Source organism: Rhodanobacter sp. C05, from assembly GCF_002001165.1.
Classification (GTDB): domain Bacteria; phylum Pseudomonadota; class Gammaproteobacteria; order Xanthomonadales; family Rhodanobacteraceae; genus Rhodanobacter.
On the sequence record NZ_MUNQ01000012.1, the window covers coordinates 1 to 19,178 of the forward strand.

At 62.3% G+C, this 19,178-nt stretch carries 21 protein-coding genes; 9 read left to right on the plus strand and 12 right to left on the minus strand.

Annotation, left to right across the window (positions count from 1 at the left end):
- Window positions 1–178: 178 nt before the first annotated feature.
- The 4 genes from B0E51_RS11275 to B0E51_RS11290 all read right to left on the minus strand — a co-directional run bounded on the left by B0E51_RS11275 (window position 179) and on the right by B0E51_RS11290 (window position 3,848).
- Window positions 179–637, minus strand: a complete 459-nt coding sequence (locus tag B0E51_RS11275; protein WP_168172627.1) for a DUF3617 family protein — start codon at window positions 635–637, stop codon at window positions 179–181.
- Window positions 638–737: 100 nt separating this feature from the next.
- Entirely contained in the window at window positions 738–2,003 is a 1,266-nt protein-coding gene (locus B0E51_RS11280) for a DUF6596 domain-containing protein (protein ID WP_254424505.1), read from the minus strand.
- Window positions 1,991–2,338, minus strand: a complete 348-nt coding sequence (locus tag B0E51_RS11285; RefSeq protein ID WP_077445020.1) for a YciI family protein — start codon at window positions 2,336–2,338, stop codon at window positions 1,991–1,993. The genes B0E51_RS11280 and B0E51_RS11285 overlap by 13 nt, the downstream gene beginning before the upstream one ends.
- A 403-nt stretch (window positions 2,339–2,741) precedes the next feature.
- Window positions 2,742–3,848, minus strand: coding sequence for a twin-arginine translocation signal domain-containing protein (locus B0E51_RS11290; protein WP_077445021.1), 1,107 nt, complete (start codon window positions 3,846–3,848; stop codon window positions 2,742–2,744).
- A 100-nt stretch (window positions 3,849–3,948) separates the two neighbouring features.
- Between B0E51_RS11290 and B0E51_RS11295 the strand changes: the two genes are divergently transcribed.
- A complete protein-coding gene (locus B0E51_RS11295) occupies window positions 3,949–4,887 on the plus strand; it encodes a LysR substrate-binding domain-containing protein (protein ID WP_077445022.1) in 939 nt (312 codons plus the stop codon).
- Window positions 4,888–5,030: 143 nt separating this feature from the next.
- Here the strand turns inward: B0E51_RS11295 and B0E51_RS11300 are convergent, their stop codons facing one another.
- The gene (locus B0E51_RS11300) at window positions 5,031–6,425 is read right to left on the minus strand and encodes a M20/M25/M40 family metallo-hydrolase (RefSeq protein WP_077445023.1); all 1,395 of its coding nucleotides are present in this window, start codon (window positions 6,423–6,425) and stop codon (window positions 5,031–5,033) included.
- A gap of 432 nt (window positions 6,426–6,857) precedes the next feature.
- Here B0E51_RS11300 and B0E51_RS11305 point away from each other — a divergent pair, with 432 nt between their 5' ends.
- A complete protein-coding gene (locus tag B0E51_RS11305; RefSeq protein ID WP_168172628.1) occupies window positions 6,858–8,135 on the plus strand; it encodes an MFS transporter in 1,278 nt (425 codons plus the stop codon).
- 30 nt (window positions 8,136–8,165) lie between these two features.
- On the opposite strand, the gene B0E51_RS11310 is transcribed toward B0E51_RS11305, so the two are convergent.
- Window positions 8,166–8,513, minus strand: coding sequence for a hypothetical protein (locus B0E51_RS11310; protein WP_077445025.1), 348 nt, complete (start codon window positions 8,511–8,513; stop codon window positions 8,166–8,168).
- A gap of 415 nt (window positions 8,514–8,928) precedes the next feature.
- On the opposite strand from B0E51_RS11310, the gene B0E51_RS11315 reads away from it, so the two are divergent.
- Window positions 8,929–9,693: a hypothetical protein gene (locus B0E51_RS11315; RefSeq protein ID WP_077445026.1), complete on the plus strand. Its 765-nt coding sequence runs from the start codon at window positions 8,929–8,931 to the stop codon at window positions 9,691–9,693.
- A gap of 29 nt (window positions 9,694–9,722) precedes the next feature.
- Entirely contained in the window at window positions 9,723–10,769 is a 1,047-nt protein-coding gene (locus B0E51_RS11320) for a sulfotransferase (RefSeq protein WP_077445027.1), read from the plus strand.
- 28 nt (window positions 10,770–10,797) lie between these two features.
- On the opposite strand, the gene B0E51_RS11325 is transcribed toward B0E51_RS11320, so the two are convergent.
- The 3 genes from B0E51_RS11325 to B0E51_RS11335 form a co-directional block, all read right to left on the minus strand.
- Window positions 10,798–11,208, minus strand: coding sequence for a DUF1801 domain-containing protein (locus tag B0E51_RS11325; RefSeq protein ID WP_217333100.1), 411 nt, complete (start codon window positions 11,206–11,208; stop codon window positions 10,798–10,800).
- 199 nt (window positions 11,209–11,407) lie between these two features.
- Window positions 11,408–11,818 carry a VOC family protein gene (locus B0E51_RS11330; protein WP_077445029.1) on the minus strand — a complete coding sequence of 137 codons (411 nt, stop codon included), beginning with the start codon at window positions 11,816–11,818 and terminating at the stop codon, window positions 11,408–11,410.
- A 29-nt stretch (window positions 11,819–11,847) separates the two neighbouring features.
- Window positions 11,848–12,297, minus strand: a complete 450-nt coding sequence (locus tag B0E51_RS11335; protein ID WP_077445030.1) for a helix-turn-helix transcriptional regulator — start codon at window positions 12,295–12,297, stop codon at window positions 11,848–11,850.
- Window positions 12,298–12,570: 273 nt separating this feature from the next.
- On the opposite strand from B0E51_RS11335, the gene B0E51_RS11340 reads away from it, so the two are divergent.
- From B0E51_RS11340 to B0E51_RS11355, 4 genes are all read left to right on the plus strand, one after another.
- Window positions 12,571–13,116: a hypothetical protein gene (locus tag B0E51_RS11340; RefSeq protein WP_143525890.1), complete on the plus strand. Its 546-nt coding sequence runs from the start codon at window positions 12,571–12,573 to the stop codon at window positions 13,114–13,116.
- A complete protein-coding gene (locus B0E51_RS11345; protein WP_077445032.1) occupies window positions 13,113–13,727 on the plus strand; it encodes a hypothetical protein in 615 nt (204 codons plus the stop codon). The genes B0E51_RS11340 and B0E51_RS11345 overlap by 4 nt, the downstream gene beginning before the upstream one ends.
- 431 nt (window positions 13,728–14,158) lie before the next feature.
- Window positions 14,159–14,641 carry a polymer-forming cytoskeletal protein gene (locus tag B0E51_RS11350; RefSeq protein ID WP_254424514.1) on the plus strand — a complete coding sequence of 161 codons (483 nt, stop codon included), beginning with the start codon at window positions 14,159–14,161 and terminating at the stop codon, window positions 14,639–14,641.
- The gene (locus B0E51_RS11355) at window positions 14,638–15,000 is read left to right on the plus strand and encodes a hypothetical protein (RefSeq protein WP_077445034.1); all 363 of its coding nucleotides are present in this window, start codon (window positions 14,638–14,640) and stop codon (window positions 14,998–15,000) included. Before B0E51_RS11350 ends, B0E51_RS11355 begins: the two co-directional genes overlap by 4 nt.
- 43 nt (window positions 15,001–15,043) lie before the next feature.
- On the opposite strand, the gene B0E51_RS11360 is transcribed toward B0E51_RS11355, so the two are convergent.
- Together B0E51_RS11360 and B0E51_RS11365 are read right to left on the minus strand one after the other, a co-directional pair.
- Window positions 15,044–16,393 (minus strand): SGNH/GDSL hydrolase family protein, encoded by a 1,350-nt coding sequence (locus B0E51_RS11360; protein WP_168172629.1) that lies wholly within the window; start codon window positions 16,391–16,393, stop codon window positions 15,044–15,046.
- A gap of 95 nt (window positions 16,394–16,488) precedes the next feature.
- Window positions 16,489–17,430 carry a hypothetical protein gene (locus B0E51_RS11365; protein WP_174570649.1) on the minus strand — a complete coding sequence of 314 codons (942 nt, stop codon included), beginning with the start codon at window positions 17,428–17,430 and terminating at the stop codon, window positions 16,489–16,491.
- Between the two features lie 15 nt (window positions 17,431–17,445).
- On the opposite strand from B0E51_RS11365, the gene B0E51_RS11370 reads away from it, so the two are divergent.
- Entirely contained in the window at window positions 17,446–18,375 is a 930-nt protein-coding gene (locus B0E51_RS11370; RefSeq protein ID WP_077445036.1) for a winged helix-turn-helix domain-containing protein, read from the plus strand.
- Window positions 18,376–18,398: 23 nt separating this feature from the next.
- On the opposite strand, the gene B0E51_RS11375 is transcribed toward B0E51_RS11370, so the two are convergent.
- Window positions 18,399–19,040, minus strand: a complete 642-nt coding sequence (locus tag B0E51_RS11375) for a YceI family protein (protein WP_077445037.1) — start codon at window positions 19,038–19,040, stop codon at window positions 18,399–18,401.
- Window positions 19,041–19,178 lie beyond the last annotated feature (138 nt).

Genomic DNA, 19,178 nt, shown 5'->3' on the forward strand with positions numbered 1-19,178 from the left:
AGACCGATGCACGAACTATCGCATATCCCGGTGCGGGTGACGCCCGGACTATGTTCGCAGGCCGCTGGGGCAAGGTCATGTCGGCCCCGCCAAAATCGGGCACCCCTGCACCTTCGATCTTGGAAATTGCACCCTAGCCCCTGTTTTGCCCCCCTTACGTTTGATGTTGCCTTTGTGGCTAATGCACGATGCCCGGCTTCACCCCTGCCGGGCAGCTGCCCAGGTATGTCTGGTCACTGATCATCGTTTGATCCGTTTCGCCATTCATGGCGGGGGTGTAGCTGACATGGGATTCGGAGTGCACTGCGGTGTCACTCTGGAATGTGGTCGCTCCCTTCGAGTCAATCACCATACCTGCGATGGCACAATGCATGGCGAGGGAATACACATTGCCGCTGAGGCTTTCGTTGCTGATGGTGCAACCCTTCATATTTCTCATCACTGCCTCTCCCGCTTTCTCGGAAGCATGGTCGCGGCAGACCTTCATCGTGTCCTCGGACTTCTTGCCGCCCGGATTACCAACGGTCTGGGTCCGGACCAGCCAGAGTCCTTCCTTGGTTGGCGGGTGATCGATGGCATAGGCGGCCCCAATCGGCATCGCGAGCACAGCCACAACACAAACCATCAGCTTGTTCATCACGATTTCTCTCATCACAGGGCAAGTGCTGCGTACCCTACTACTGATCATGATCAAAGCGGGTCAGCGCCCTTTTCCAATCCAGGGTACAGGGACCGACTCAACGTGGTAATTCAGCCTGACGTCCCTGCAGAAAGCGACGGACGGCCGGATCACTGGCGAGGCCGGTCGCGATGTCGAAGGCAGCACGAGCCTCGGGGTAGGCCTGGGTTCTGGCCAGGAGTGCCGCGCGTGCTGCCCAGTAGGGTTGGTAATCGACGAGCCGGCCATCGGCACCGAGTACATCCACGATCTCGAGTGCAGCGTGCGGCCCTTGCAGCTCCGCGATCGCCAGCGCGCGGTTGAGGGCGACCACCGGCGAACCGGATAGAGCGAGCAACGCATCGTAGATCTGCACCTCGGGCGTCCAGTCCGTGCGCCCGCTGCGGCGGCGCTCGACATGCGCGGACTGCAGCGCCGCTTCAAGCTGATAACGGCCGATGCGGCCCAGCGTGCTCGCACGCAACAGCAGCGCTTCGGCCTCGTCGATCATCGCCCCATCCCATAGCGCGACGTCCTGTTCGGCCAGCGGCACGTAATCGCCGTCTACATTGCGGCGCGCGCGACGCCGTGCCTCTGCGTGCAGCATGCCGGCCAGCAGACCCAGCGCTTCCGGTTCCTGCGGCAACAGTCCGGCCACCAGGCCGGCGAGGAACAACGCCTCTGCGGTGAGATCGCGCCGGATCACATCGGTGCCGCCGGGATCACTCCAGCCTTCCGCAAAGGCGGCGTATATCGCATCCAGCACGCCGGCCAGCCGTCCGGCCAGCTCGTCGCGCGCAGGGATGGCAAATCGGATGCCGGCCTGGCGGATCTTCTGCTTCGCCCGCCCGAGGCGTTTGCCCATCGCATCCGGTGACGCGAGAAACGCCGAGGCGATGGTCTTCGCATCCAGCCCGAGCACAACCTGCAACATCAACGGTGCGCGGATGCCGGCATCGATCGCCGGATGCGTGCAGGCGAACAGCAGCGCCAGACGCTGATCCGGAATGGCCGCGTCATCCATCACCGTCGATGCAGCCTCGTCGAGCTCGGCCAGTATCTGCAGCTGCACGGCCGCTGCTTCACCGCTGCGGCGACGCCGGATGCCATCGATCCCTTTGCGCCGGGCCACGGTCAGCAACCACGCTTCCGGATTTGCAGGACAACCGCTGAGCGGCCAGTCCGCCAGCGCCGCGGCAAACGCTTCCGACAACGCATCCTCGGCCGCCGCCACATCACGCATGGCGGCGGCCAGAAAGGCGACCAGCTTGCCGTAGCTGCGACGCGCGACGGCGTCCGCGGTACTGCGCGCCTGCGCCGCGCCATCCAACCCTACATGCTCCACACCGGCCGCACTTCGATCGTGCCATGGCTCGCACCGGGGCAGCGTGCCGTCCAGGCCAGCGCCGCATCCAGGTCAGGCACATCGATCAGGTAGTAGCCGGCCAACTGTTCCTTGGAGTCGATGTAGGGGCCATCGAGCACCTGCGATTTGCCGTCCGCCACATGCACGGTGGTTGCGGTCGTGCTGCTTTGCAGGCGGTTCGATCCGACCAGTACACCCGCCGCCTTCAGCGCCTGCGTATATGCCCCATAGGCCGCTACGCCCTGTTCCTGTTCGGCCGGTGTCATCTGCGACCAGCCGTTCTCGTTCGAATACAGCATCAACAGGTATTGCATCGGGATTCTCCAAAAATGAGTGATAGCGGGCAGTGTGCGCCGCCATTCCCATGACGCGCGAGACTTGGCAATTTGGACAGGACCGATCTTGTCAGGAGATCGACTCGGGCGCATCGGCCGATCCCTTTGCTCCCTGGATACTGCCGACGCTCTGCCACGACGTTGCGAAAGTCAGCTTCGGCACGATCGCCTCGAAGAAGAATGTCGGGGTCAATTTCAACGGGACAACCAAAAATTGTCCTTGAGACGAATGGCACTTAACTTAAGCATAAAGCTCCAATTTTCGTCATTCCTGCGAAAGCAGGAATCCAGTGACTTCAGGCTGTCAGAGGCGTTGGATCCCCGCTTTCGCAGGGATGACGAGCTTAAGTAAGCGCCATTCGTCCCTGAGGCCATTTTGGGCTCAGGCCGTTCGTGTGAAGTCGCTGACCCAGTTCAGCTCCCAGGTCGCACCACCGTCCGCCGAGCAGGACTGCTCCCAGCGCGCCGAGTGCGGGGTGATGTGCGACCAGACCACGCGCGTCTTGATCGGACGGCCATCCAGCTGGTCGTCGCCGATGAAGGTGCCGATGTCGCCCATGCGGCGGCCGCGCACCGGTGGCTCGATGACCGAAGGCGTCCTGCCGTCGAGCCACCAGCTCCGCCACTGCCCGCTCGCGTGATCGAAGGCGCGCAAGCCGATACCGCGTATCGTGCCGGAGGGCAAGGCCATGACGTTGTCGCCCACGTTGCCGTACCCGCCAAGCACCGGCCAGTTGACCAGCGTACCGCCGAAGCTGTCCCAGTCGTGGTTGCCGACCAGGCGATGGCGGAGGCGGCGGTGCCGCACGTTCCATGACCCCACCAGAAAATCGAAGTCGTGCGGTGCATCCGCCAACCTGGGCAGTGGCGTCGGCATCGCTGACGTGCGCGTGAAGTAGTTGCGCCAGTTGACCTCCCAGCTGGCACCGTCGTCGGCGGAGAACGCCTGCTCCCACCATGGCCGCGAGCTGTGGATGTCGCTCCAGCGGAAACGCATCGTGATCGGACGACCCTTGAAGGTGTCGTGGCCGAAGAACAGACCGGTATCGCCGTGGAAACCACCCAGTACCGGTGGATCGATGCGGGTTGGGTTGCGCCCGTCGAGCCACCAGATCGACCACTTGCCGGTACCGGGGTCGAATGCGCGCAAGGTGAGTCCACGGTAGGGATCGTTGGGCAGCTCGATCACGTTGTCGTCGATCGTCCCCAGGCCGCCCATGGTCAGCCACAGCGCGCTGCGGCCTTTAAACGTCTGCCAATGCGTGTCGCCGACCAGACGCTCCTTCAACTGGCGGTGCCACACGTCCCAGTTGCCGACCAGCCAGGCCCAGTCGCGCGCGTGATCGGCGGCGGCGCCACTTGCCGACGCGCGTGAATCTGGCCACGCGCTGGCCCACTCCGGCAGGCCAAGCGCCACGGCTCCGCCGGCCATTGCCAGGGTCCTGAGAAACGCACGGCGCGAAAACGGGATGGCGCGATTGGGAGGCATGGATGGATCCTTGCGGGAGGCCAGGAGCGGGAGCCTGATGATCGCGAATGCACCACACGGTTGACCACGCGAAAGCGGACCCTCAGCATAAGGCAGACTTATGGTCGCCTCGCACCGCTTCCCGTCCCTGTTGGCCATCCGCGCGTTCGAGGCCGCGGCCCGCCTCGGCAGTTTCGCGCGGGCGGCGCAGGAACTCGACACCACGGCGGCATCCGTCAGCTACCACGTGCGACGCCTTGAGGAGCAGATCGGCGTACGACTGTTTGTGCGTTACCCGCAACGGGTGGAACTGACCGAGCCTGGTCAGCTGGTCGCACACGAGGCCATCAACGCCTTCGCTGCTTTACGCGCCAGCTTCATCCAGGCCGCCGACGTGGACGAATCGCGACTGGCGTTGACTACCTTGCCGACCCTCGGCACCAGCTGGCTGACACCGAAGCTCGGCCGCTTCCGCGCAAAACATCCGGAGATCGCGCTCGACCTCGACCTGTCGCCAGACGCCCAGGACCTCAGCAGCGGCCATTTCGACGCGGCCATCCGCAACGGCCACGGCCGCTGGCCCGGCCTGCGCACGACCGAATTGTTTCCCAGCATCTTCATGCCGCTGTGTGCGCCGGCGCTGAAAGAAGCCGCCGCAGGCATCGCCGACCCGCGATGCCCGCTGGACGTCCCGCTACTGGGCCGGTCCGATTGGTGGACGTTGTGGTACCGCACGCGGGGTTTCAACGACGTGGTCCTGCACGGCCGCTTCGGCACGCATCTGTCCGCCGAATATCTGGACATCGCTGCAGCGGTGGCCGGCCATGGCATTGCGATCGGCTCGCCGATCCTGTTCCGCGCCGAGATCGAGGCTGGCCGACTGGTACCGGCGCATGATGCCGTCGCCAGCGATGGCCGCGCGTTCTGGTTCACCTTCCCCGTCGCCCGACAGCACAGCCGCAAGATCGCCAGGTTTCGTGAATGGCTGTGCGACGAAGCAGCGCACGACCGCGACGCCGCACGCCACTATCTCCGCAGGGCGGTCATCGCCGAGCCGTGACAACGGCTAGCGCCGGGCTGGCCGAAATTTCCGGATGGCTCCGCGTGATAACCGCCCCGCGCTGGATTCAACTTCCTCCGCCCCTTCACCCCTGAGCCGCGTATCAGGAATTGTCCGTGGCACCTTTCTACTGCTGTTTCACTTCAGTGCGTTACGGCAGGCGGCGAGCGTTCGAAACTGCCCACGTAGCCGGGAAACACCACCGGACTTTCGTAACCATCGGCAGAGACGGACGACACACCGAAATACCAGTCGTCGATCACCACGTCCTTGATGACGGCGTGGTCGACATCGCCGACAGCCCGCAAGAACTGCCATTGCGGCGCGGTCGTGTCGCGCCAGTGCACGCGGTAGCCGGCTGCCGCAGGCACCTTGTGCCATGTCACCGTGGTGTCGGTAGCCAGGGAACCGGCGATATCGACACCCGTGGGCGGCGCAGGCGCCCGGCTCAAGGCTGCCATCGCGATTGTGTTTAGCGCCGTAACGCGCGCCAGGTAGCGGAAGTCGATGCCGTCGATCGTGTCGCCGTAGTGGATGCCGCGATCCTGGTCGGTAGTGCCGACGCGCAGATCCTGATGCTGGCGCGTGTAATCCTCGTGGCCCTCGCTGACGCGTACCGCCGGGAAGCCCGTTTCGAGGAACGGCACCTGATCCCCGCCGCGGCTGTAGCGATCGGTGCGATAGACCATGCGCACGTGGAAGTCCGGCAGGTACTGCTCCGCCAGCTGCGACATCATGCGCGCGAGATTGCGCGAGGGCGAATCCACCTCGCCACCATGGTAGCGACGGTAATTGGCCTGCGCGGGCATCTCGTTGCTCTTGGTGCCTTCGGAGAACACGCGCACGGTCGTGTTGTCGCGTACGCCGTTCTGGCCCCGGCTATTGCCGACGATGTCGTTGTTGAGATCGGCCTCGACGTTCCAACCCTGCGCGACCGCGTAGTCGGCCAGTACCTTGCCGCCATACAAACCCTGCTCTTCGCCGGACAACGCGGCAAACACCAGGGTGGCCTGATTGTCCTGCTTCGACAGCAGACGTGCCGCCTCGATCAGCGCGGCCACGCCGGAAGCATCGTCGTTCGCGCCGGGTGCATCGCTGGTGGCATTCATGATGTCGGTGACGCGTGAATCCAGGTGCCCGGTCATCACGATCACCCGATTCGGATCGGTGCTGCCGCGCTTGATCGCGACCACATCCATCACCTCGGCGGGCTGCGGTACGCGCTTGCCGGTAAACGTCTGTGCCGGCGTGACCACCTCGATGCAGCCACCGCAGTCACGTGCGATCTGCTCGAAGCGGGCCTTCACCCAGCGCCGCGCGGCACCAATGCCACGCTTGTCCGACCGGGTATCGGACAAGGTGTGGCGCGTGCCAAAACCGACCAGGTGGGCAATCGTCGCGTGCAGCTCGGCCTCGCTCGGTGCCGCCGCCAGCGCATACAGTTGCGGCTGTTCGTGTGGCTCGGTCGACATCTGGGCTTGACTGGCGAAGACAGCGCCAAGCAACACGAACGGGAGCAACCGCAGGCTACGGATCATCGGGAACCTCCACCGGTAAAGCTCCGACCTTACTACGCCGGCGGTCCTCGTCGCACCGTCGTACAACCTGTGCACATCCACACTGGCCAGGTCGGCAAGAATGGTGTCAGGAATGAATGGCACTTACTTGAGCGCTCAAGCGTTGTCATCCCCGCTTTCGCGGGAATGACGAAAAGTGAGGTTTCGCGCTTAATCAAGTTGAGTGCCATTCGTGTCAGGAATAATTGAAATGACCCGGTGGCCGGCCAACCAGCCGCGCCGGGAGCCATGACACTCTTCGAGTCACGCGCATGACGATCAGTGCAAGCCGTATGCTGACTTCATTCCAGGAGCCCGCTTGATGTCCGTCATCGTCCCCGACACCTACTCGCTTCCGGCAACCACATGACCTCGACCGAAATGCACAGCGCCCCCGAAGTCTCGCGTGCCTCGATGGTAGTCGCCGCGTTGTCGACGGTGGTGGAGTGGTACGACTTCACGCTCTACCTGTATTTCGCCACGGTGCTGTCGCGGGTGTTTTTCGGCGGCGGTGACGGCTCGCTGCTGGCCACGCTCGCCGGGTTCGCCATTTCCTACGGCATGCGGCCGCTGGGCGCGATGGTGTTCGGCCATATCGGCGACCGCATCGGACGGCAGCGCACGCTGGTGCTGTCGATGATGCTGATGACGCTGGCGATGCTCGCCACGGCCTTGCTGCCCGACTATGCCGCGATCGGGCCGGCAGCGGGCGCGCTGCTGTTATTGCTGCGCTGCTTCATGGCGTTCTCGGTCGGTGGCGAATATACGGGCGTGGTCGCCTACCTGCTGGAAGGCGCGCGCGAGGACCGGCGCGGCTTGATCACTTCGCTGGCCTCCGCCGCCAGCGAAGTCGGCGCGTTGTTGGCCGTGGCGATCGCGGCACTGACGGTCGGCGCGATGAACCCTGCCCGTCTCGACGACTGGGGCTGGCGCATTCCGTTCTTGGTGGGCGCAGCGTTGGCCGGCTGCGTCTGGTTTGCACGGTCCACCATGGAAGAATCGCCGGATTTCCTGCGCCAGCTGAAGCAACACACCGTGCCCGAGTCCCCACTCCGCTACACGCTCATCCATCACCGGCCCGCGCTACTGCGTACCTTCGCCATCTCGGCGCTGGGGTCGATCACCTATTACGTCGGCATCACGTATGTGCCGGCTTTCCTGAGCTCGTCGGGCATCCTCCCCGAAGGCCGTTCGCTCTGGCTGTCGACCGTTGCCGCGGTGGCGGTGATCCTGGTCACGCCGCTGGTCGGCACGCTCTCCGATCGGGTCGGACGCAAGCCAGTGCTGATCTGGCTGGGTGTCGCCGGCATGCTGCTGCCATTGTCGATGTTCGGCCTGATGGCCGGCGGCGGCGAACTGCCCATCGCCGCCGGTGCGATCGTGCTGGCCTGCCTCGCCGGTGGTGTGAGTGCGGTAGGCGCACCGGCGACCGCCGAGCAGTTTCCCGGCGAAGGCCGACTCAGCGGATTGGCCCTGGGTGTGACGATGGCAACTGCCATCTTCGGCGGCCTGACCCCCTTCCTCGCCGAGCTATTCGTCCAACTGACCGGATGGACCGCCCTGCCCGGTGCCATGATCGCCGCCGTCGCCTTGGCCGTGATACCTGTCTTCCTGACCATGCCGGAGACGCAGCCTTGTCTGGTCAGAGCGCATGCTCGGGAGCGGGCAGCAAAAGAGTGCCAAGACATTTGACCAGTGCGGGAAATGCCTCTTACCGCTATTTCACGGTTTCGGCGCTTTCGGAAGCGCGGTCTGCATAAAACCTTCGATGAAGTCTGCTCCGGCATATCCTGCGGCCAAAAGAGTCATCACCGTCTGGCCATCGATTGCGGCCACGGTCGCTAATTTGCCAGCAACGACCAAGCCGACCATGGCAAAGACGCCAGCGATGAAACCGATCAGCAAGCTGATGCCAAGTTTTGCTCCGCTGAACTGGTCCGACAGGGATTGACCATTGCTCGCGGCTGCGTCACTTGCCTTCTTGAGGCCAACGACGGCACGGGCGCACTGACCAACCATGCCAAGAAATCCGCCAAGCACCAAAATGATCAACCATGTTTGTGCGTTCATGAATTCATTCCCTCTGCGCGAAATGGTCGGCCCGACACCTCGTCCCAGACATCAGGCCGAAAATGTAAATCGCTATTGGCGAATCGGTAAACTGCCTGCTTAAGCTTGGCTAGGCGGACTTCGCCACAGACATGCGACGAGAGTGTTGGCGAATGGAAGCTAGCCGCGGATTCCCGATGCGTCCCCCGCACCCTCCGGCTATACAGCTATACCACCATGGTTAAGCCTTGGAAAGTCATTCACCGGCGACGCATCCGCGCCTGGTCAAGGCCTGTACTCACGAGCAGTTAGCAAAGAGGTCCGAGAGAATTAAATCGCAGCCCCCTTTCATTGCGACGAAAACTGCTCTACTTGTGTCTGCCATCGCGCTGAGCACCACCGGTGACACAACTCACACGTCAACAGGAACAAGACTATGACAAGGACCCTTTTTCGCTTCGTACCTCTCGGCCTGCTTCTCGTTACCTCAACAGCGACCGCAGGATGGTACGAAGTCAAAAATTACGTGGGCACGATCGGCAATCTGCCGGTGCATGTTTCGCTGCAAACCTTCGACTCCATCAATCACGGTGAGCCGAGCCAGTGGCACGTCGATGGCGGCTATTACTACGACGCGCACCGCACTCCGATTCCGCTGCAAGGCAAGCGCCAGCCAGACGGCCACATGACGTTATGCGAAGCGGCAGCACCACTTTCGAGCGCCGAATCGCCCATCGTGCCAACCCGCTCAGCGGCGCATCCGGTGCCCTGCCCTATCTCGCTGAAGATCGCCGACGACGGCGCCACCGGCGAATGGAACGACGGCAAGAAAGCACTCCCGATCACCCTGCATCAGGTCGGCAGCCTGAACGACACTGGCGACACCGAGCATCCCGTCACAGGCGTGGTCGAGATTCCCATGTGGTATCACACCAAGACGCAACTGCTGCTCGGTATCTACGAATCTGCCCCGGATTGTCCCGCATCAATGCTTCACCTGAGGCTCGTCAACATCGCCACCGGTCACATCGACAACGACATCACCCTCGACTGTCAGGCCGGCATGATCATGACTCCCATCTACGCCAACGTCTCCAAGAGTTCAGCGCCGCACAGCGTCACGGTGGGATTCGCGGGCGGCAAGATGGGAAGTGACGAAGACATCGATATCGAGTCGCACGCCAGTCAAGGAAAGAAATAGGCGCCCGACAGCTAGGCTGGCATCCTGTCATGACCGAATCGCCCCAAGCCCCTCTCTTCATCGTCAGCACGGGCCGCTCCGGCTCGACGATGCTGTCCGAGCTGCTCTCGCTGCATCCGGATGTCCTGAGCCTTTCCGAGCTGTTCAACGCGCTCCACCCGTTCGGCTTCCGCAAGGATCCCATCGACGGCCCGGACTTCTGGTCCGTGTTGAGCGAGCCGCGCCCCCGCCATACCGCCTGGCTTCGTCTCATGGAGCGCGGCCTCGCCATCGACGAGTTTCGCTACCCGTTGGCCTCCGCTCTGCGTTTCCGCGAGACAGGCATTCCACCGCTGTTGGCGATGACGCTTCCACCGCTCACCGAAGACCCCGACGGGTTGCACGAAGAGCTGCGCGTCTTCGTGCAGTCATTACCGGAAGACCGCATCCACCGGCAGTACCTCCGGGTCTTCCAGTGGCTGTGCACGCGCTTCGGTCGCCGGTTCTGGTGCGAACGATCGGGCGCGTCGCTCGGCCTCGTCCATCCCTTGTCGCACTTCTTTCCGACCGCCAGGTTCATCCACGTCTTTCGCGACGGTCGCGAGTTCTCGGTCTCGGCGCGCCGGTTTGCTCCGATGCGGATGGGCATGATCGGCACCCTGTTCAAGCAGAGGTTCGGCGCGGCCCCCTATCTCACGCCGACGTACCAGATACCCGAGGACCTGCCGCCAGCGTGGCGTGGACTCGTACCCGAGAGCTTCGATGTCGACGTGTTCCAGCGCTTCGAGCTCCCGATCGAGCCGATCGGCATGGCCTGGTCCGAGATGATCACCGTGGGCCTGAAGCTGCTGGAGAACGTGCCTGCCGAGCGGGTACTGCACGTGCGCTACGAGTCGATGCTCGATGCGCCCCACGCCGAGCTCCAGCGCATCGTTCGCTTCATGGACCCCAGCCTGGACGATCCTTCGTGGCTTGCGCAGGCGGCCGGGCGCGTGCGGAAGAACCCGCCGAAGTGGGTGAACCTGCCTGCCGATGAGCGGGCGCGCCTCGAGTCGGCTTGCGCGCCCGGCATGGAGCTGCTTCGCCGCCTCTCGTGAATCATTCGTGCATTGGCTACGACAGCGATTAGTTTGCCTTGGACGCGTTCAGTGCCCCTGCGGCGCAGATGAGCGCTTTAAACGCCTTCTGATCGATCTTGTCGCCTTCATGGAAATCGATGGCGCGCCGGGTATTGCCTTCGAGGCTCGAGTTGAAGAGGCCGGAAGGGTCCTCCAGCGAGGCGCCCTTGGCGAAGGTCATCTTCACGGAGTTCTTGTATGTCTCGCCGGTGCAGATGATTCCGTCGTGGTACCACACCGGCACTCCGCGCCACTTCCACTCCTCGACCACGTCGGGGACGGCCTGCTTGATGAGCGCGCGAACGCGGGCGAGCATCTCGCCACGCCAATCGCCCAGCTCCTTGATCCTCGCATCGATCAGCTTGGAGGGAGCATCATCTGCGCCTGCTTCTTTCGAGCCGCTCTTTTCGTTCTTCATTGTGGCCGTCCCTTTCTTCACGATTGCCGTCGCTCGCCCGTCGTCAATTAAGAAGCCGTCATCCCAGCGAAAGCTGGGATCCGGCGACTCTAAAGTTGCGGAAGACCAAGACTCTGGGTTCCTGCTTTCGCAGGAATGACGAGCAAAAAAACGGGTATTCGATGCGCTATCGCGAATTGAACCGCGATCGCCCAACGACTCAACGCCGCTCCTGCACACGCAGCAGATTGCCCGCGGGGTCGCGCACGGCGCAATCGCGAACACCGTAGGGTTGCTGGGTCGGCTCCTCGACGATCTCGGCGCCGCTGGCCTGGATCCGCTCGAAGGCGGCGTCGAGATCTTTGGTGGCCAGCAGCATGATGGCGTAAGTGCCCTTGGCCATCATCTCGGCGATGGTGCGTTTCTCGTCGTCGGTAACGCCATGGTTGGCGGCCGGTGGGAACAGGACGATGGACGTGCCGGGCTGGTCGGGCGGCCCGACCGTGATCCAGCGCATCCCGTTGTAGCCGACATCGTTGCGCACTTCGAAGCCGAGGGTGTCGCGATAGAACGCCAGCGAGGCATCCGGGTCGGTTTGCGGAAGAAAGCTCGCGTGAATATTGATGTCCATGGTAGTCGTACTCGTTGTGGGTGGAGTCGTCATGCTAGGTCCGACTCGGGAGCCGATGCTTCTCGATTCCTGACCGGTCGCGTCACCTGTCTCGCCACGCAGGACGGCATCCCCGCCGTCGCGGCCGCCGCGTCGCGCCGATAGACGCTGGGCGGTACCCCGGCCAGCTCGGTGAAGCGCGTGCTGAAGGTACCCAGCGATGCGCAGCCGACCGCGAAGCAGACCTCGGTGACGCTGAGGTCGCCACGACGCAGCAGCGCCATCGCGCGCTCGATGCGCCGGGTCATCAAATAGGAATAAGGCGACTCGCCGAAGGCGAGCTTGAACTGGCGACTGAGATGCCCGGCCGACATGTGCACGCCGCGAGCGAGCGCCTCGACATCCAACGGCTGCGCGTATTCCCGGTCGATCCGGTCGCGCACGCGGCGCAGCCGGGCGAGGTCGCGCAGGTGCTGTGCAGCGGCGGGTCGGCTGTTCATTGGCACGATCGTCCCACGAGGTACCGGAGCGCTCAAGTCCGTTGAGCGAGTGGGATCAGATTTGTCGGAAATTGCCCCTGACACCCAGACCGTTTTTCCCTAAGAAAAAAAGGGCTGCAGGTAGTCAAATCGCAGCCGAGCAGCCCGACTTGAACTACCCATGCCCGTTTGCTTCCGAATGCTTGCCATTCCTCACCACGCCAAATATCTTGGGGCGTCGCGTGCGCAGCTCGCGGCTTATCGGCTTTTCGAAAATAAACAGGGGAAAACTTGATGCAACGCATAGGGATGGCAGTTCTCTGCCTATTGCTTGGCGCGTGTGGTGCAGTCGCACCGAAATACACGCCTTCTGCGGAAAATCAGCTGGCACTTCGCAATGGTGATCTTGTCCATGCGAACGTCGGCACCATTGGCGCCAGTTCGGAGGCCATCAACAAGGTGACGTTGCGTGGCGGAAATTTTTCCACACCGTCGGCTTCCTTCAACGCGTATCTGCACGACGCAATACAGACAGAGCTGTCCCAAGCGGGCTTGCTGGATCCGGCGTCTCATGACGTTATCGGCGGCACCATGACACACAACGCTTTCGACGGCTCCGGCTTCTCGATCGGCACCGCCGACCTGGCAGCGGATTTCTGGGTGGATCGGGATGGCCAGCGCATCTATCACAGCCAGAAGACAACTCACTATGAGTGGAAATCATCCTTCGCCGGCATGACAGCTATTCCGGCAGCAGCCCAAGGCTATATGGAAGCCGTGCAGAAGCTGGTACATGAACTGCTCGCTGATCCAGACTTCCAGAAGGCCCTGCACAAATGATCAAACTCAATGCTGCTTTCCCCGCTCGGCTACTGGCACGCATGAGCATCATCGGCGCCATATTGGTCTTGGCTGGCTGCGCACATCCCGTGTCAGTACGCGCCGACGTGAACTACCCTTCAGATCAGACCGTTGATACGTCGGTGGGTTATTTCATCAGCGACGCCAACCGCAAACTTGAAGTGACCACTCCGGCAGGCGGCGGCGACAAGATGCGGTATTTTCCATACCGCGATATGGAGCCAGCAATTCTCAATACGCTTGGCAGCGTATTCCGCAAGGTCTACAGCGTCCCGGAAGCTGGTCGTGCCGCCTACATCTCCGATCATCACCTGACCTTCGTGTTCGAGCCGATCCTGACGACCAATTCATCGGGCAACAGCGCGATCTTCTGGCCAGCGAGTGATTTTGATCTCACGATCAAGGTCACCGCTTTGAATGCCAGCGGGCAAACGGTGTGGAATCGTGATTTCACCGGCCACGGCCATGTCGAGAAGAGTCGCTCGCTTATCGATGTGCCACCTGCCAAAGAAGCGGCAGCAGAGGCTTTCGGCAAACTGCGCAAGGCTCTGATGGAAGATCCTCAGTTCCAGGGTTCGGCTATCCACTGAATTAGCCACGGGCACGACGTGCTGGGCATACCTGACACGTCGCGCCCGTCCTGGCTGGGCACATACCGCAGCCGGACACCCTGACTCGACTACCAACGTCCCCTTTTGCTGAGCGGTTGCGCGTATTCCCGATCGATGCGGTCGCGAACGCGGCGTCGCCGTGCGAAGTCACCAAGGCGCTATGCAGCAGTGGGTCTACTGGTCATATGGGCGATCGTCCCACTTGGCGTCAGGGTGCTCAAGTCCATAACAAACAGCCAATTAGGAAGTGAACCTGAACCAAACCCTGCTTTTGCATAACTAAGTGATCCTGACCCCGTTTTTGCGTGCCGTTTGAGGGGTAGGCTGACCCTCCGTCTGCTGAACCGGAGTCCCCCATGGCCCTGTGGAAAGAACCCGTCAAGACCTCTCCCAACGCAACGCCCGAAACCATGGACCTGGCGCGCCACGGCTTCCCGGAGACCAAGCCCGAAGCAGAAGCGCCGGTGCAGCCCGCATTCCGTCCCGCGCCCACGCCTGCATCCACCCCGGGCAAACCCAAGGCCGAATCGCTGATCGCGCCCGATATCACCATCGAGGGCAAGATCGAAGGTGCGGGCCACGTGCGCATCGCCGGCAGCTTCAAGGGCGACGTCAACGTGCGCGGCGACCTCACCATCGAGGCCGGTGCCCGGGTGACCGGCAGCGTACGCGCCGAGAAGGTCACCATCGCGGGCGAACTGATCGGCAACATCGAATCCGCGGTGCACGTGGACTTGCAGCAAAGCGGTGCGCTGACCGGCGACCTGAAGGCAGGATCGCTGAGCGTGGCAGCAGGTTCGCGCATGCGCGGCCAGGCCGAGTTCGGCTGGGACGATGCGAAGGACGGCCACAGCACGCACAAGACCCACGGGCAGAACGGCACAGCTCCGTGACCACCGCACAACCGGGCACGGCCGGGGCGACGCGCACCTGCCCGCACTGCCGGGAGACCATCCTGGAAAGTGCGGCGGTGTGCCCCGCCTGCCGCCACAAGCTGCGCTTCAGTGAGCCAGCCAGCGCGATCGCAGCACCAGCGTCCGTGCCACTGCGCGTCGAAGGCAGCTTTCGCAACCCTGTCGACAGCGGTGCGTGGGAATACTCGATGGTGCTGACCATCCGCGACGAACGCGGCGAGGAGATCGCGCGCAAGCTGGTCGGCGTCGGCGCCATGCAACCGGACGAACAACGCACCTTCACCTTGAGCGTCGAGATGAACTCTGCCAGCGCGGGCGGCAAGCGCACACGGCATTGATGTCCGCATCGCACTCTTTGGCTACATACGCATGGATTGCGGATTACATATGCGACTTGGCTCTAACCAAGCCAACGGCCAATTTGTCGATCGTCTCCAGTGGGAGTGCCGAAGCCACCGCGCGATAGCCTGCGTCGTTGGGATGCAAGTGGTCGCCGCTGTCGTACGTCGGGAGCAGCCGTGCGGGGTGGGACGGGTCGTGCAGAACCTGATCGAAGTCGAGCACGGCATCGAATTCGCCGCCATGGCGTATCCACGCATTGACCTGCTGGCGAATGACATCCTTCGCGGGCGTTGAATAGCCCGGCATGGCGGCGTTTTCGGACGGAGGAATCGTGGTGCCGATAATGCCCAGGCCGTGTTGATGGGCCAGCGTGGCAAGCCGCCGATAGCCGGCGATCAGGTCATGGGCATCGATGGATTCGCCGGGTGGCGCCAACCCGTGCAAGAAGCCGAGGTCGTTGCCGCCGATACGCACAATGACGACTTTCGCACCGGCCTGATCGAGCGCATCGCGGGAGAAGCGCGCGAGTCCTGCCTCCCCAAGCGCCGCACCGAACGTGCTGCCACCCGGGCTGCCATGCAACAGGCGGTTGCCGATAAGACCTGCGTTGAGCACAGCCACATTCCGACCGGCTTGCTGCAATCGCGCGGCCACGGCATCCGGCCAGCGTCGGTTGGCATCCGCGGTGGAACCATCGCCGTCCACGGTGGAGTCGCCAAAAGCGATCACCGCAAACGTGGGCGGCGTGGCCGCCACGTCCACGCCGGTGAGAAACGGCCACATATCGATGCGTCGGGCGAGCGGAAAGTGCGTGGCCGCCGTGGCGTCACCTGGCTGCGATACGTAACTGGTCTGCTGAGCGAGGATGTGGACGGTCGTGGCGGCGACGCCCTTCGGCAAATACAGGCTCACGGACAGGTCGGTCAATGCGGGCACCTCCAGGCGTGCGGGATCACTCAGCACCGTTGCATGCGCCGGCACCACGATGGATGTGCGTCCGCCAAAAGTCAGCGCGCGGTCGTGGGCCGGATCGATATCCGCACCGCTGGTACGACGGGCGATGCGTGCCGCACCGATCGCCAGCGGCGCGTTGCCATAGAGGTTCGACAGGCGAATGCGAACCTGCGACCCGCCTGCGCTGACATGCACGATCAGGCGCAGGCTTTGGGCGCGGTAATGATCGACTGAGCTCGGCAAGGGCGGTTGCGGAGCGGCGATCCAGGTGCTTGTCCACTCTGTCCCCGGGCGGGCGGCATCGGCGCTGGCGACGCCCATCGACAGGCCGAACGCCAGTAGCACCCGCGCAAATCGCCTCAGCGCATGTAGCGCCCGGCGATAAAAGGTTTCTCCAGCTTGTTTCATCGGCAGCAACTCCGTCAGTCGTGTCATCCGTTTTCTCCCAAACACCGGGTGGAGGCATCCAAGCTCACGGAGCGCCTGCAAGCATCGTCCGGATCGATGGCTGTGCGCATATCTCAGGCGAATCATGCGGTCCATTGCATGATCCGGTGGGTAATCATCAGCCACGGCGACGGCGCGGCGAGCATCAGGTATTGCGCAACCACCTGGCCGGCGATCATGCATGGCAGTCCATAGCGGTAGACCACGTGGACACGTCGAGCGACCAGCAGGTCGCGTAACACGCCCAGCAGAATCAACAGGTCGACGCAGGCGTAAAAGGCATTGCCAGGAACCATGCTTTCGGGGAATCGAGCGAACGCCGCCCCGGTCAGGCAGCAGGTGGCGATCAGCATCAGGCGCCGATGAAACTCCGGTCGCCGGCGCCAGTAGATGGCCAAGCCGAAGGCGATCGAGAATGCAAGCATGTCGTTGAAGGGAAGGCTCAACGCCGCATTGTTCGAACCATCGAGATGGCCATGCCAATGCTGCATGACCAGGGCAGTCGTTATGCCGAGAAACGGAAGTATTCCACCGAGGATGGCGCCAAAGATGCCCAGGCGCCGATGCAGGGTGACCTTCGATGCCCGCACCAGGGCGGATTGCGTGATGAAAAGCACGACCCAACCTGAAAAGACGATCGCATGGATGTGCAAGATCAAGGGCCGTGGCCTGTCGGGATGAAGCAGGTTCGCCCCGATCGTATGGCTAAAGCCAAAGATCGCCACGGCAGCGACAAGCAAAGACATGCCCAAATAAAAGAAGCGATCCAAGAACTTTCGAAGGTAGCCGGCCATGGCATCGTTGTTACGCAAGGTGTCCATAGGCATCGTTGCGGCAGCGCTTTCCCGAACGCTGACGGGTTGCTGATTGCCTGAAACATGGGCGCCGCCGCTTTCACGCATGATGTAATCTCCGACGAGAGGATGCTGTTGCTTCGACGATGCCAGCGATGGGCTGCGGAAGTCCTGAAGCCGTTCTGAAGTTCTGCTGAAAAACTCTGAAAACCCCCCAAGTTCAGCCACCATCGACCGCCGAGCCGCATGGACCAGCCTCGAAACACCCCCTTTCGCGTTGGCACATGGTTGATCGATCCAGCGTGCGGCCAGATCAGTCGCGATGGCGACGTGGTCAGGCTGGACACACGTGCGATGCGGCTACTTCAGTGTTTGGCCAGACGTGCCGGTGCCGTGGTGAGCATTGATGAGCTGCTCGATGAGGTCTGGGCTGGCATCATCGTCACGCCGGACTCGGTGTATCAGGCGGTGGCGTCTCTGCGTCGTTCGCTGGGAGACGATCCCAAGCAGCCCACCTACATCGCGACGGTACCGCGGCTTGGTTACAGGATGGTCGCGCGGGTGGAGCCGTATGCAGAAAGCACGGCGACAGTCACTGATCCCACGCCGGCTGCGACCCACTCAACACCTCTCGTGGGCCACAGCTCGACACGTGGACAAGGTCTCAAATTGTGGATGGCATGGGCTGCCTTTGCTTTACTGGCGATGGTAGGCGCCGCCATATGGCTAACCGTCCACAACGATGCAAGACCCCGGGCTGTAACGGTCGCGGTTAAAGCACAGCCGGATGCGAAGTCGGTTGCGGTACTGCCATTCCTGGACCTGACCGACGACATGAAAGAGGAGCCGTTCGCCGATGGCATGACCGAGGAATTGATCGACAAACTGAGCAAAGTTCCCGGATTACATGTTCCGGCTCCGACCTCTTCGTTTTTCTACAAAGACAAGCAGTTCACGATTGCCAATATAGCCAGAGCCCTCAATGTGGCTTACGTTCTCGATGGCAGCGTGCGCAAGTCGGGGACGACGCTACGCGTCGCGGCACGCCTGGTACGTGCCGACGACGGGTTTGTCGTCTGGTCGGAAACCTACGACCGTTCGTGGAGCGATAAGTTGATGATCCAGGATGACATTGCCAGCGAGGTCACCAAGGCGCTCGAAACATCCATCCATTGATGCCGCACATGGGCCAAGCGCGTCTAATGCGCATCATCGTCCGCGCCCATGAACGCTTCGACCTGTATCTGGACATGGATATCGTCGCCGACCAGGTCTTCGTAAGCGTTCAAGCCAAACTCGGAACGCTTGATCGTGGTCGTTGCACTAAAGCCTACCGATGGTTTCGAGTTGACCGCGTTGGCCCCGAGCTTGTTGAGCTGCAGTGGAAATTCCACCTGTCTGGTGACGCCGGCCAGCGTCAGGTCGCCGTACAAGGTGCCGTGCGCATCGTCCGTCTTTTCGAGCCGCGTACTGCGAAAGGTGATCGACGGGTATTTGAAAAGGTTTGTCCAGTTATCGTCGCCACGGATTTGCTGATTCCAGGTCGCATCGCCCATGTCCAGGGTTTTGGTAGGCATGCTCAGCATCACCGCGGACTTCGACCAGTCCTGCTGGTCAAACGTGAAACTTCCCGGCGCCAGTTTCAACGTGCCGAGCACCTGGATGAAACCCTGGTGTTCCATGGTGAACGAGATGCGCGAGAGCTTCGTACCAACGGTATAGGTGACCGGATTGCCATAGGCCGCACCGGTCAAAAACATCAGCACCGCCGCGAGAACGATAGGCCGAAAACGATTCATACATGCTCCTGAATAGATGAGAGACAAGACAAAGCCCGACATGGGCCCTGACCCGCTTTGGCTCGGCGTTCCGTCAATACACGCACGGATGTGCACGGAGCTTTTTGCGAGTGACTTTTTACCCGCATCCGATTCGGGAAGTCCTGAAATTGCTCTGAGAAACTTTGAATAGTTCTGAAG

Excerpts from the sequence above, each read along its gene's own strand:
- B0E51_RS11275 (WP_168172627.1), bottom strand. The coding sequence starts at position 637 with ATGAACAAGCTGATGGTTTGTGTTGTGGCTGTGCTCGCGATGCCGATT.
- B0E51_RS11285 (WP_077445020.1), bottom strand. The coding sequence starts at position 2,338 with ATGCAATACCTGTTGATGCTGTATTCGAACGAGAACGGCTGGTCGCAG.
- B0E51_RS11290 (WP_077445021.1), bottom strand. The coding sequence starts at position 3,848 with ATGCCTCCCAATCGCGCCATCCCGTTTTCGCGCCGTGCGTTTCTCAGG.
- B0E51_RS11295 (WP_077445022.1), top strand. The coding sequence starts at position 3,949 with ATGGTCGCCTCGCACCGCTTCCCGTCCCTGTTGGCCATCCGCGCGTTC.
- B0E51_RS11300 (WP_077445023.1), bottom strand. The coding sequence starts at position 6,425 with ATGATCCGTAGCCTGCGGTTGCTCCCGTTCGTGTTGCTTGGCGCTGTC.
- B0E51_RS11305 (WP_168172628.1), top strand. The coding sequence starts at position 6,858 with ATGGTAGTCGCCGCGTTGTCGACGGTGGTGGAGTGGTACGACTTCACG.
- B0E51_RS11310 (WP_077445025.1), bottom strand. The coding sequence starts at position 8,513 with ATGAACGCACAAACATGGTTGATCATTTTGGTGCTTGGCGGATTTCTT.
- B0E51_RS11315 (WP_077445026.1), top strand. The coding sequence starts at position 8,929 with ATGACAAGGACCCTTTTTCGCTTCGTACCTCTCGGCCTGCTTCTCGTT.
- B0E51_RS11320 (WP_077445027.1), top strand. The coding sequence starts at position 9,723 with ATGACCGAATCGCCCCAAGCCCCTCTCTTCATCGTCAGCACGGGCCGC.
- B0E51_RS11325 (WP_217333100.1), bottom strand. The coding sequence starts at position 11,208 with ATGAAGAACGAAAAGAGCGGCTCGAAAGAAGCAGGCGCAGATGATGCT.
- B0E51_RS11330 (WP_077445029.1), bottom strand. The coding sequence starts at position 11,818 with ATGGACATCAATATTCACGCGAGCTTTCTTCCGCAAACCGACCCGGAT.
- B0E51_RS11335 (WP_077445030.1), bottom strand. The coding sequence starts at position 12,297 with ATGAACAGCCGACCCGCCGCTGCACAGCACCTGCGCGACCTCGCCCGG.
- B0E51_RS11340 (WP_143525890.1), top strand. The coding sequence starts at position 12,571 with ATGCAACGCATAGGGATGGCAGTTCTCTGCCTATTGCTTGGCGCGTGT.
- B0E51_RS11345 (WP_077445032.1), top strand. The coding sequence starts at position 13,113 with ATGATCAAACTCAATGCTGCTTTCCCCGCTCGGCTACTGGCACGCATG.
- B0E51_RS11350 (WP_254424514.1), top strand. The coding sequence starts at position 14,159 with ATGGACCTGGCGCGCCACGGCTTCCCGGAGACCAAGCCCGAAGCAGAA.
- B0E51_RS11360 (WP_168172629.1), bottom strand. The coding sequence starts at position 16,393 with ATGACACGACTGACGGAGTTGCTGCCGATGAAACAAGCTGGAGAAACC.
- B0E51_RS11365 (WP_174570649.1), bottom strand. The coding sequence starts at position 17,430 with ATGGTGGCTGAACTTGGGGGGTTTTCAGAGTTTTTCAGCAGAACTTCA.
- B0E51_RS11370 (WP_077445036.1), top strand. The coding sequence starts at position 17,446 with ATGGACCAGCCTCGAAACACCCCCTTTCGCGTTGGCACATGGTTGATC.
- B0E51_RS11375 (WP_077445037.1), bottom strand. The coding sequence starts at position 19,040 with ATGTCGGGCTTTGTCTTGTCTCTCATCTATTCAGGAGCATGTATGAAT.